Annotated in this window: 7 protein-coding genes; 5 read left to right on the top strand and 2 right to left on the bottom strand. The window is 66.3% G+C overall.

Annotated elements, in window-relative coordinates; genetic code table 11:
- The first annotated feature begins 42 nt into the window (after positions 1-42).
- From AB0B97_RS10000 to AB0B97_RS10015, 4 genes are all read left to right on the top strand, one after another.
- Complete coding sequence (locus AB0B97_RS10000) at positions 43-1,401, top strand: hypothetical protein (protein ID WP_357492276.1); 1,359 nt, start codon at positions 43-45, stop codon at positions 1,399-1,401.
- Between the two features lie 40 nt (positions 1,402-1,441).
- Positions 1,442-1,933 carry an NUDIX hydrolase gene (locus tag AB0B97_RS10005; RefSeq protein ID WP_357492278.1) on the top strand — a complete coding sequence of 164 codons (492 nt, stop codon included), beginning with the start codon at positions 1,442-1,444 and terminating at the stop codon, positions 1,931-1,933.
- 1,128 nt (positions 1,934-3,061) lie between these two features.
- Positions 3,062-4,891 carry a hypothetical protein gene (locus AB0B97_RS10010; protein ID WP_357492280.1) on the top strand — a complete coding sequence of 610 codons (1,830 nt, stop codon included), beginning with the start codon at positions 3,062-3,064 and terminating at the stop codon, positions 4,889-4,891.
- 294 nt (positions 4,892-5,185) lie between these two features.
- Positions 5,186-6,193 carry a hypothetical protein gene (locus AB0B97_RS10015; protein ID WP_357492282.1) on the top strand — a complete coding sequence of 336 codons (1,008 nt, stop codon included), beginning with the start codon at positions 5,186-5,188 and terminating at the stop codon, positions 6,191-6,193.
- Between the two features lie 365 nt (positions 6,194-6,558).
- Here the strand turns inward: AB0B97_RS10015 and AB0B97_RS10020 are convergent, their stop codons facing one another.
- The gene (locus AB0B97_RS10020; protein ID WP_357492284.1) at positions 6,559-8,946 is read right to left on the bottom strand and encodes a discoidin domain-containing protein; all 2,388 of its coding nucleotides are present in this window, start codon (positions 8,944-8,946) and stop codon (positions 6,559-6,561) included.
- A 193-nt stretch (positions 8,947-9,139) separates the two neighbouring features.
- A complete protein-coding gene (locus tag AB0B97_RS10025; RefSeq protein ID WP_357492286.1) occupies positions 9,140-10,993 on the bottom strand; it encodes an adenylyl cyclase in 1,854 nt (617 codons plus the stop codon).
- A 172-nt stretch (positions 10,994-11,165) separates the two neighbouring features.
- Between AB0B97_RS10025 and AB0B97_RS10030 the strand changes: the two genes are divergently transcribed.
- Positions 11,166-11,807, top strand: a complete 642-nt coding sequence (locus AB0B97_RS10030; protein ID WP_357492288.1) for a GNAT family N-acetyltransferase — start codon at positions 11,166-11,168, stop codon at positions 11,805-11,807.
- The last annotated feature ends 143 nt before the right edge of the window (positions 11,808-11,950 follow it).

Here is an 11,950-nt window from a genome sequence, read left to right on the forward strand (position 1 = left end):
TCGTCACTGGTTGTAGTTGGCTTGATGCGTGGAGGCGAACCCATGGCGCGACCGGTGACGAACGCCGCTTTCGAAGGGCTGTTGCTTGCCGCTGGCTATGGCAACGCTCACGCTGCCTTCGCTCGCCAGCTCAATCACGCCGGCCGCGACCAGGGCGTCTGGCGGTACGACGCCGCCAGCGTCTACTGGTGGTTACGCGGCCGCCGGCCGGGCGAGCACGTCCAGGCCGCGATGGCCGAAATTTTAGGCCGCAAGCTCGGCCGCCCTGTTGCCGTCACGGAACTGGGTTTCGGCGCGACAGACGGCATCGGAACCTGCGTCTACCCGGCGACCGTCGATGGGACGATCGATACTGCCGAGCGGATCTGGGCGACGCTCAGTAAGCACATCAACGAGCAAGCCAGCGGATCATTCGACAGCGGAAAAGCTGAACAAGCTGCGCTCGGGTGGCGGTATGACCCGCCCGACGGCACACTGAGCCGGAGCGGTCGGCAGCCAGTCAGCCTCACCGACGTCCAGTCGCTGTACGCCCTGGCGGATCACTTCACCGACCTCGACCGACGTCACGGCAGCGGCTCGCCGCGCATCCGGGTTCTATTGGCGGACTTCCTCGTGCGTCAGGTCACTCTCATGCTGCGCGGCACCTACACGGATGCCGTGGGTCGCGACCTCATGCGAGCGGCCGCGACGCTGTGCGGCCAGCTCGCTTTCATGTCGTATGACGCGGGCGACCAAGCCAACGCCCAACAGCACGTGACCATCGCCCTGCGGCTCGCCAAGGCCGCCGACGATCGCCTCTACGGCGCTCACCTGCTGGCCAATCTCGCCACCCAGGCCGTGCACCTGGGTCACACCCGGGAGGCGATCCGGCTCGCCGAAGCGGCCATCGACGGCGCAGGCGGTGCACCAGCCGCGGTGCTCACTCGACTACACGCCACCGCCGCCACCGCGTACGGGCAGTCAGGTGAGCGACGTGCCTGCCAGCTCGCGCTTGCCAGAGCCGAGCGGGCTCTCGACCGCATCGGCGCGGACACCGGCCCGCGCTGGGTCAGCTACTTCAGTCCGGCCCACCTCGCTGGCGCCGCACTCAGGTGCTTGGGCGACCTGCGCCTGTACTCGCAGGCCCTTCGACACGCTACCGACGCGCTAACTCTCGGCAGCCAGAACACTCGGACGCGGGCTCTGCACACCGCCCTGGTCGCAGTGACTCATGCCCGCGCCGGGAACACCGACGCCGCCTGTGATTGGGGTCGGAAGTTGGCGCAGCACACTGAGGGCGTTCATTCGCGGCGTGTACAGCAGCGCATCCACGAATTCGCTGTCACGCTCGGCCCTCAAGGAGGGTGCCCCCAGGTCAACGATGTCCTGCATACCCTTGCAGCCACGCCCGCCGCGACATAAGGCCGGAGCCACCATAGGCCTGTCCGCTAGCGTCACCGACGTGACCTGGACGGAGCCTGCCACCTGGTACGCCAACCTGGCGTCTTTCTACGCCGCCGCCGCAGCGTTCATTACCGACCCAGACGGCAACGTGCTGCTCGTCAAACCCACCTACCGCGACCACTGGGCCTTCCCCGGCGGCTATGTCGACGAAGGCGAATACCCCCACGACGCCTGCGCCCGCGAGATTCGAGAGGAGCTGGGGATTTTGGTGGCGGTAGGCGACTTGCTCGTAGTTGACTGGGCACCACCCGCCGGCCAGCGGCCACGCGCGATCATCAGCTTCACGTTCGACTGCGGGTCCATCGCCAACCTCGATGACCTCAACTTGCCAGGACAGGAGCTAGAGGACATTGCCTTTTTCCCACGCCAAGAGGCCGAACAGCGGCTTCCCAACAACGTTGCCGCAAGGGTCCATGCGGCTATGCACACCCGCGACCGGCGCGCTGCGGCTTACCTTGCCGGCGGCTCGTTCGTCCCGCCCGCCCTTTGAACCGAACACAGGGCAACACCTCGGGCGGATACGGCGTGAACAACATGCCGCCTACAGGTCGACTCGTCCGTCGCCTACTTGCTCAACACGTAACAGGTTTGGTGTGGCAGCTCGGATGACGTTCGGGGTGCAGTTGCAGAAGCACTTAGCCGTCAAGCGGGACGGAGCACGTATTGCCTTGAAGTGGCAGCATGTCGAGTATGAACTTCCAGGATGTCGACTTCGGCGATCTGCCAGGTTGGCTCAGCGCACTGAGCGCCTTGGCGGCTCTGGCCGCTGCTATCTGGGCTGGCCGCGCCGCCTGGCGGGTCGTTTTCGTAGAGCGTGAACGTGATGAAGGACGACTGCGCCTGGACACCCGAGCGCAGGCCGATCTCATTGCCGCCTGGCCCTCGCTCGTCTTGAGTGAACCGACGGACGAGGCCTCACCGATCAGGTGGGGTGTAGCCGTGCGTAACGGGAGCCCACTCCCCGTTCATCAGCTACAGCTGACGTACGTTCCGATCTCACATCACGCTCAGTCAGAGCAGACGGTGGTTTTCGAGCTTGTGCCGCCGGGCGACTTCCTGGTGACGGGGCATGAGTTGTATCGACGTCCCGATTCCGTCGTCCCGCGCCCTTTCCCTCCAGAGCTCCGAGGCAGGTGGTACGTCATCGAGATCCGCTTCACGGACATGTCCGGGAGGCGGTGGCACCGGGACCGACGCGGTAACTTGGTACGAGTTCAGGTCAAGCCCGAGCTGGCATAGCGCCGAAGCAGACTGTCGGACAACCGACAGATGATGGTCAGTTCTATGGATCGCGACGAACCTGACTGCGGCGATCCACGAGGCAGAGTGCGATGCCGAGCAGGCAGCCTTGATCTGTCAGCCAGTCAGCCGACTTGATCAATTCTGACATCCTGCGAACCAGCCAAGGCCGCGTTGGCGGCACCGGTCTATGGTCGTGGTGATGGCTTTTGATCTCACGAAGGTTCGTCGCGACCATAGCTGGCCGTGGCGTGGGCTCACGCTCGTAGCGATACTCGCAATCTCAGCCTGGTGGTGGGCTCCGCCTGTTGTCGATGCCATCGTTAGCTTTGCGCGCGCAGACCTACCCCAGAAGGACAGCATTAGTAGCGTCGTGAGCATGGCAGTCGGCCTACTGTCGCTCTTAACGTCAACCTTTCTAGGCTGGATTCAACTCCGCAAGCGACGGCAGGGGTTTCCTTCTGAGGAACTGGCGTCGACCGACGGACGCGGCCACAAAGCTTTCAATCGGCTGAAGAGTCACATCGGCAGGGTGCGCAGTCTGCCCCCAATGAGTGCTGCTGATGCGCTTGCATTGGGCGTGCATCCGGCTATCGATCTGCGATCGTTGGCACCTCGGCCGGGCGAATCAATGGTCGCAGTTGCGGCGGCAGTAGACCAAGCGAAGAAGAAGGGCACGACGAGGCAGCATATCGAAGCATATCCGGAGCTGCCACTTTTCGTTCCTCGGGAGAAGTTTCAGGCAGCTTGCCACGCCTTGTTGGAATTTAAAGCAGACGGCGGCTTCTTACTGCTGGTGGGAAACTCGAGTGTCGGGAAGACTCGCCTCCTTTATGAGGCGAGTCGCATGATGCTTCCCGATTTCACACTCCTGGCACCCGACTTGGGCGACGGAGAATTAATCAACGCGATTGCTGACGCCGACTTCGATTTGCCACCAATGATCATCTGGCTGGATGAATTGCAACGTTTCCTTGAGGGTCCATATCTCACGGCCGGTCACACCCCCATTGCCGCTACCGCCATCCGGAAGTTGCTAGAGGCACCAAGCCCTGTCGTGATCGTCTCGACCTTGTGGCCGGAGTATGCTCGCCAACTCCGGAGCACAGAATTCGATGCAACTCACGGATTTCATCGACCTCGATACCCTTCCGCACTCGACGTCCTAGAGAGTAGGCGCTTAACGGAGATATCGCTCGACAGCTTCACCTTGGCAGAACGCGGGGAGGCGGCACGCCTAGCGGTAGCTGACCCTCGACTCTTACTTGCGCTGGAGAACCCTGATTATAATGTCACGGAAGCACTCTCAGGCGCGTTGGAAATCGTTCGTCGATATGAGCGAGGAACGAAGGAGCAGCGTGCAATCGTAGATGCTGCTGTCGATGCCCGCCGCCTTGGAATTCAAGGACCATTAAGCGCAAAGCTGCTCTTGGATGCATCTCGAGCTTATCTACCAGGCCACTATCCTGACGATAGCTGGTTCCTAGTCAATCTCGATGACTTGACGTCAGCAGCTCGGCCCCAGGATCGAGCTACCGCGCCCATTAATGCCATCACCAGCCCTGACCGCCGAACAATGCTCGGTTATTCGGTAACTGATTTCCTACTGCAACGATTAAGTAGACAGAGAGCTGGCCAGGCTGTGCCTCGCCTGGCATGGGAGGCCCTGACGGCGAATATTGCCGGGCCGTACGATCAAATGCGGTTAGCTGATAGCGCCTACGAAAAGGGGATGGCATTTCACGCTGAGTCACTTTACCGAAAGCTGACCGATGCTGGCACCGACAACTGGCAGGCAGCAAGGAAGCTCTCCCTCCTGCTTGCAGCTCATGGCCAAATCGACGAATTAAGCACTCGAGCCGACAACGGTAATATATTCGCAGCCGAGGTACTTATAGGAACCCTGGTTTCCGAGAACCGGATTGACGATGCGCTCGCAAAGTTGCGGCTATATGCGCAATCTGGCGGTATTTATGAACTACGAAGGCTCGCCGTGTTCCTCGACCTCTGCGGCCGACGGCATGAAGCACGCGCCGTTCTTCGAGGGCTGGTCAGCAGAGGAGATGGTTACGCGGAACGGCGCTTACTTGAGTTGCTTGTCAGCGATGGACAGACGGATGAAGCTGCGGAAATCGTGGATCAGGGTAACAACTGGAGCTGGCTTGGGGCTTACGGTTTAGCGCACCTGAAGTCAACGCCTGACGGGTGAAGATCTCGGGTGTCGAAGCGGTGGAGCGCGCCACCCTCAGTCTACTCAGAGACGTATTTTCCAATCCATTAAACTGCGATAGGCGTCGGGGATCGGGTAGCGCGGGACCATATCTTACCGTAGCTTTCGAAGTGGAACTAGTCGTAAAGGTTAACTTGACGCTGCCGGCTGAAGCCAAGCCCGCGAGCAGCCAACGGCGCCCTCGGCCCCGAGACTGATCTGCCATCCACTTGTGACCCCGACATGGCCTGCCCGGTGGCCAGGGCGGTCGCGTCGGCTGGCTAGCATCCGCTGGTGGACATCCTCTCAGACGCACAGTACGAGGTGCTTGCCTTCGTTGGCGCCTGCAACCGGAACTTTTACAAGCCAACTGGGACGCAGGTGATGCTCTGGCGGAACAACCGCAACCCAACATTGGCTGTCTACCGGACCGTTCGTCGGGATGTTGGCCCGGCTGTTGAACGCGTGGTGCCGCCCTTCGAAGTGAGCACCGCGGGCAACCGAATGCTCGCGTCTCTCCTCGCGGAACGCCTGCGGCCGATGCAGGAGATCTTCAGCGCGTTCGCGATGCAGATAGGGCAGCTCGGCATAGGCAACCAGGCACGCTACGTCACCGAGCGGGAGCTTGTGAAGCCGGCCGAGTCGGTGGTCGAGCACCTCGTGCGTCTTACCTGGCTGGAGGAGGTCCCGGCACCTCAGGCGGAGGATCCCGGGCTTCGACTTACCGACCTAGGCCGCGCGCTGCTCCGTAACGCCGAAACCGACGAGGAGAGCGACGAGGACGTGAGCGTCGTTGTCCTCGGGCGAGAGGATCCACTCGCCTACCCGATCGTCGTCGGGCAGTTCGCCGCGGCCGGGAGCGGGTTACTAGTCGATCCGTACCTGAAGTTGGCGGATCTGCACACCATTGTGGTTAGCACCCAGCTCACGCGACTGATAGTAAATGGAAAGGCCAACAACCGTGGCGTAGTCGCGTCCATGGAGGCTTACCTTGACAGCCAGAGCCTTGCCCGGCCGGTCGAGGTCCGATCGTCGAAAGGGCTGCACGATCGGGTGCTCATCGCAGACGACGGGGACGTGCTCACGGTCGGCACCTCGCTCAACGGCATCGGTCGGACAACAACAGTCATGACCCCGATCCCATCTCCGGCTCGGGAGTCACTGCGGGACGAGTACGAGCGGCTCTGGTCGGAGGCGACGCTGGTCGGTCCGAGCACGGCGGAGGAAGAGGCCGACGAGGCTCCCAACAACGTCGGTGAGCCGGAAGCAGGGGAACCTCCGACTGGAGACGGTAAGGCCTGAGCCGCCCCGCAGAGCGGTGGGTACGCGGCGGGTGGTTGTACTTCGCGCCCGGCGCAGTGACGTGTCGTTGGGTATCGGAGGCCATGGTCCGGCAGATATTCCCGAGCGGGAAGCCGGTCACATCAAGGCGCGAGCTACCACGCCTCCGCCATCGGTGCGGCCATGATCAGACGCCTCGCTCGCCGCTACCTAGGGGAACGTTAGCCAATCGGGCAAGCGTCCCTCACTCCAGGCGATGCCTAACTCCAGCTCAAGTGTGTTGATCTGCTCGGTGGATGACCTGGGCCTTAGCGAGGTGCCGCTTGCGCCGGTTCGCCGGGTGGAGGCGGCCGCCGGTCGGCGTCCGGCGGCCGCCCCACGTCCGGTCAGCTGGCGTACACCTCCAGCGCCGCCAGTTGCCCGGCCGGCCAGCCGCTGTTACCGGTCACCGTGATCCGCACATAGCGAGCCTGCGCGGCACTGAACGTCAACGACACCTGGTTGCCCGTCGACGGGTCGAACGTCCGCCCCGCCGAGGAAACCAGCGTGCCGAAGCTGCCCCCGTCGGCGCTGCCCGCCACGGCGAGGGTCTGCGTGCGGGTCGCCCAGGCCGACGACGGCGGCAGCTTGAGCACCACCCGCCCGACCGTGCGCGTCGCGCCCAGGTCGACCTGCACCCACTGGGGGAAGGCGTTGTTGGCGCTCTCCCAGTAGCTGTTCGCGTCGCCGTCGACCACGTTGCCCGAGCCGTAGCTCTGCACGTGGCTGCTCTCGCTGGTGGACCGCCCCCGGGCCAGGTCGGCGTTGGCCGGGGCGTCGGTGGTGGCGGTGACAGCGTTCGACGCCGCCGAGGTGTTGCCGCCGGCGTCGCGTGCCACGACCGTGAAGGTGTACGCGGTGGACGCGGCGAGCCCGCTCACGGTCGCCGTGGTGCCCGTGACAGTGCTGACCACTGAGCCGCCCTGGCGCACCTGGTAGCCGGTCACGCCGTTGTCGTCGGTCGATGCCGTCCAGGCCAGGGACACGCTGCTCGCCGTCCGGCCGGTCACCGTGAGGCCGCTCGGGGCGGTCGGCGGGTTGTCCGTGGTGCCGCTGGCGGCGTACACCTCGACCTGGGAGAGCTGGCCCGCCGCCCAGCCGGTGTTGCCGGCGATGCTCAGCCGGACGTAGCGGGCCGTGGTGGTCGTCAGCGTGCGCGTGACGGTGTTGCCCGTCGCCGGGTCGAAGGCGAACGCGGAGGCCCCGGCGATGGTCGAGAAGGAGCTGCCGTCGACGCTGCCCAGCACGGTGATGGTCTGAGTCCGCGCGCCCCAGCCGGCGGGCAGCCGCACCACGAGCTTGTTGACCGGGTAGCTGGCGCCGAGGTCGACCTGCCACCAGTGCGGGAACGAGCCACCGCCGCTCTCCCAGTAGGTGCCGGCGTCGGAGTCCACCGCGTTCGACGCCGGGAACGGGCCGTTCTGGCTGCTCGCCGAGGTGGACCGGCCGGCGGCCAGGTTCCCGGTGGCCGGCGGCGGGGTGCCGAGCGTCGGCGGCGTCGGGCGTACGGCGGTGAGCGCGAGCTGACCCTTGAGCATCCGGCCGCCGTCGCCGGTGATGCGCAGGTAGTAGTCCGACGAGCAGGCGACGCCGTCCTCGTCCAGGGCGCGGATGTTCGCGCCGGCCGGGGTGGTGGCCTGGGTCTCGGACGTCTTGGCGATCTGGTTGCCCTCGTTGTACTCGTCGAACATGGACACGTACAGGCCCTGCGAGCCGAGCCGGACCATGTTGTAGATGTGCCGCCAGTAGAAGTCGCCGTGCTTGCGGTGCCCACCGGCCAGGTCGCCGGGCATCACGCAGGGCAGGTAGTCGATGCCGCGCGCCGCGCAGTCGGCCATGTCGCCGACGTTGACGTTGTTGTAGTACGAGTCGAGCTCCTCCACCGTCCTGGCCCGGTAGACCATCCACGGCGAGATCGCGTGGAACGCGTGGTAGACGTCGAGGAAGCCGGCGCGGGAGTCCTCGATGCCCTGCCGCCACCAGGTGGGCACGCCACCGATGACGTAGCAGCCCTGCGCCTTGAACCAGTTGACGACCTCCAGGCACGGCCCCGGGGTGAACGGCCGGCTGGGCTCGCTGAAGCCGAACCCCCAGATGCAGACGACGGGCTTGCCGTTCTGGCGGGCGTACGCACTCGACGACGTGTGCGCGGACATCTTCGTCGTCCAGTCGGTCTTGATGTCCGTCTGCATCGTCAGCCAGTCGGTGACGTCGTACATGATGTAGAACTTGCGGCCGTAGCGCTCGGCCGCCGAGCGGACCTTCTGCGTCATCGCGTCGCGCGTCGGCCCCTCGTCGCCGGTCGGGTTGAACCGTTGCAGCGCCGCTGTGTCGCAGCCGTACTCCTGCATCCAGCGGAAGTGGGTGTCCACCGTCTGCTGGTCGTAGGAGGAGAAGAGGGTGGCCGGCGAACCGTTGCCGAGGTTGGGGTACGCGGTGGGATAGCTGCGCGTGTACTCGCGCATGTCCGGCCACGACACGATCGTGGTGTTGGACGGCGACGGCGGCTGGAAGCGGTCGCGGCTCCAGTGCCACCAGCCGCCGATGGGCGCGGAGTCGCCGGGAGCGCTGAACCAGCCCTGGTAGCCGACCGTCACCTTGCCCACCACGTCCCCGACCGGGCTGGCGGCGGACGCGGGGCTGGCGAGGGTGGTGAGCAGCTCGGTGGTGGAGGCGGCGGCGAGGGCGGAGCCCGCCAACACGGACGTGACGAACCTGCGGCGGGAGACCGCCATGGGGACCACTCCTTCGGGACGGAAGGCATTGACGGCCATCGTGGCAGCAGTGGATGCCGTCCCGCAAGAGTGCGACTGATCGATGAAAATGTAAGTCAGGGGATCGGAAGGAACCGAGCGTCACGGTCGGGCACACGCGGAGGGCCGGCGCCGCACACCGGCGCCGGCCCTTTCGGTGGTACGCCCGGAAGCGTTACGACGCCGGGTACTGCGCGATGTAGACCGGCACGCCGACCTTCGTCGTGTCGGCCGCGTCGCCGACACCGTTGACCACGTGGTCGATGGTGCCCGCGCTGAGGTTGACGGTCATGATGTGGTGCAGCCGCACACCCGGCCGGTTCGGCACCTCGAACCCGTTCTCGGTGTGGATCGACGGGTTGTTCTGGTTGAAGACGTACACCCCGCCGCCGTAGAGGTCGTGGTGGCGCACCCGGTCCCCGACCTTGTAGCCGGCGTAGCCCTCGACCGGGCCGTTCATCCAGTCAGCCTGCGTCGGCGGGTCGTACGGCAGCTCGTTCTGGTAGAGGATCGTGGTGCCGTGCTCGCCGTTCCAGACGGTGTTGTAGCGCTGGAAGTGCTCGACGAACAGGCCGGTGGCCGTCACGTGGTCGCCGTTGATGACAGCGCCGTAGCGGCCGGTGTTGGTGCGCCAGCGGTCGGTGTCGCCGTTGACGCCCTCGGTGAAGCCCTCGACGCCGTGGTCGCCGCGCCACACCCAGGTGTGGTCGATGAGCACGTTGTCGCTGTTGACCTCCAGCGCCGTGTTGGTCCGGCCGATGTGCGGGCCGCCGACGCGGAAGTACACGTCGGACAGCGTCGTCGGGTTGGCCGGGCTGCTGGCGTCGCGGCCGTGCTGACGGCCCACCCGCAGCAGGACCGGCGACTCGACGGTGCCGGCGTCGATCGTGACGCCGGCGACGATCACGCCGGGCACTCCTGCGACGTCCAGCGGGACGGCGCCGTTGACCGCGGTAAGGGTGGCGTGGCCGATGCCGAGCACCACCGTGTTGGCCCGGCGGATCTCGATGCTGCGGGCGATGTCGTACACGCCGGGGGTGAGCAGCAGGTGCTTGCCGCGTGCGAGCTGACTGTTGATCACCTGCACCGGGTCGGACGGCTTGGCGATGAAGAAGTCGTCGATCCCGATGGTCCGCCCGGGGGTCAGGCCGTCGGCCCACGAGACGCCCCGGCTGTCGCGCTGCGCCGACGGCACCCGCACGTTGTAGCGGCCCTTGCCGTCGACGAACAGGTACGGCTTCTCCCGGCTCACCGGCGTGGTGTCGAGGGTGGTGTACGGCGGGTCCGGGAACGTGGCGTCGTCAGGTGCGCCCTCGACGCCCGCGAAGACCTGGTTCCACACCGCGTTGGACCACCCGGCGACCTCGCTGTTGCGGGTGAGCCACTGCTGCTGGGACCCGTTGGTGGTGGCCGGCAGCCGCGAGTCGGCGATGAAGCCGCCGCTGGCGAACTGCGGGCCGGCCGTGCAGTAGTCCATCAGGGACAGCCCGCCGCCGGTGATGTTCAGCCGGCGCATCGAGACCGCCTGGGACACCGCCCAGAAGTTCGCCGTCGACCGGCAGCCGTCCTGGCCGGCGGCGTTGACGGTGAGCGAGAGGTTGGACAGGGTGCGCCAGAAGTTGACAAGCGCGAGGCAGTTGCCGGTGCCGCCGTCGGCCAGGCAGCGGTTGTAGACCTCGATCTTGCCGTTGACGGCGACGTCGGTGGGCGACGCGCCCAGGCCGGCGACCTCGGTGTAGTAGCCGACCTTGGCCTGCAACGGCTGTTCGGCAGTGCCGTACGCGCCCGGCTTGAACAGGTAGGCGTGCCGCTCGGTGCCCATCTCGTTGTCGACCTGGCGGGCGTGCGCGGCGTCGAGGGTCTGCTGGATCTCGCCGACCGGCATGGTCGGGTCGAAGATCGTCACGTTCGGCCCGAAGTCGGGTGCGCCGTGCGTCGGGCGGCCGGCGGTGGCAGGGGTGCCGCTCGCCGCGAGGGCGGTGGTGACCAGAAGGGCGAGCAGGAGGGTACGTCGGGACGGGGTTGTCATGTGGTTCGTCCTCTCCGCGACCGGGTGGTACTCCCGGCGCAGCTGGGGCGTGAGAGCGCTCTCTGGTGTTTCTACCCGCTCCGGCGGCCCCACGCCATGACCACAGGGCGGCGAACTTCGGGCCGGGCCGGCGAGAATGGACGGTGGCTCTCAACCCGAGGAGGCGACGATCGTGGGTGGCACGTTGGCCGACGTCCTGGACGCGGCAGCACGCGGGCACTTCCCTCCCCCGGACGGCGGGACCACCATCGTGCCGCAGCACAGCCCCCGGGACGCCGGAGTCATCGCGTTCACCGCCCACTCCGTGGTGTTCACCGACGAGGACCCCGACTGGGTCCGCCGCACCCTGGCCGCCCTCGACTGCGACTCGCTGGCAGCCACGATGAATCCGCGCTTCCTGGCTGCGCTGCTCGACCGCACCGGACGGTCGACGGACACCATCGACCTGCTGACCGTCGCCGCCCCGCTCGCCGGAGCGCCCCCGCTGGCGCTGCGCGAGCTGACCGACACCGATCACCCCCGCGAGGCCAGGGCGCGCAGGCGTCGCGACGACGTGCGCGTCTGGGCGGCCGAGGGCGGCGTGGTAGTCCTCGGCCGTGGCGTGGCGGGTCGCTGGGAGGCGGCGATCGAGGTCGACGAGAACGTTCGCCACCGGGGCCTGGGCCGGGCGCTGGCGACGGCAGCCCGGCACCTGGTGCCCGACGGCCAGCCGGTCTGGGCGCAGCAGGCCGCCGGCAACGCGCGCAGCGTGCGTGCCTTCCAGGCGGCCGGCTTCCGACCGGTGGGCGCCGAAGCGCTGCTTCTCGAGAAGTAGCCACTCCGGCGCTGGTGTCACACGTCGCTCAGGAACTCGTCGATCATCGCGCCAGCCCGCCGAGCAGCCTGCCTATCGACTCATTGCCCCCGACCAGACCTGACCCGCCCACTCCCACGGTCTTGCGCTTCTGGGCGGGCCGG

The organism is Micromonospora sp. NPDC049004 (genome assembly GCF_040649315.1).
Lineage (GTDB): Bacteria > Actinomycetota > Actinomycetes > Mycobacteriales > Micromonosporaceae > Micromonospora.

Bases quoted from the DNA above. Each gene is read 5' to 3' on its own strand.
- AB0B97_RS10000 (WP_357492276.1), top strand. From the start codon at position 43: ATGGCGCGACCGGTGACGAACGCCGCTTTCGAAGGGCTGTTGCTTGCC.
- AB0B97_RS10010 (WP_357492280.1), top strand. From the start codon at position 3,062: ATGGCAGTCGGCCTACTGTCGCTCTTAACGTCAACCTTTCTAGGCTGG.
- AB0B97_RS10020 (WP_357492284.1), bottom strand. From the start codon at position 8,946: ATGGCGGTCTCCCGCCGCAGGTTCGTCACGTCCGTGTTGGCGGGCTCC.
- AB0B97_RS10025 (WP_357492286.1), bottom strand. From the start codon at position 10,993: ATGACAACCCCGTCCCGACGTACCCTCCTGCTCGCCCTTCTGGTCACC.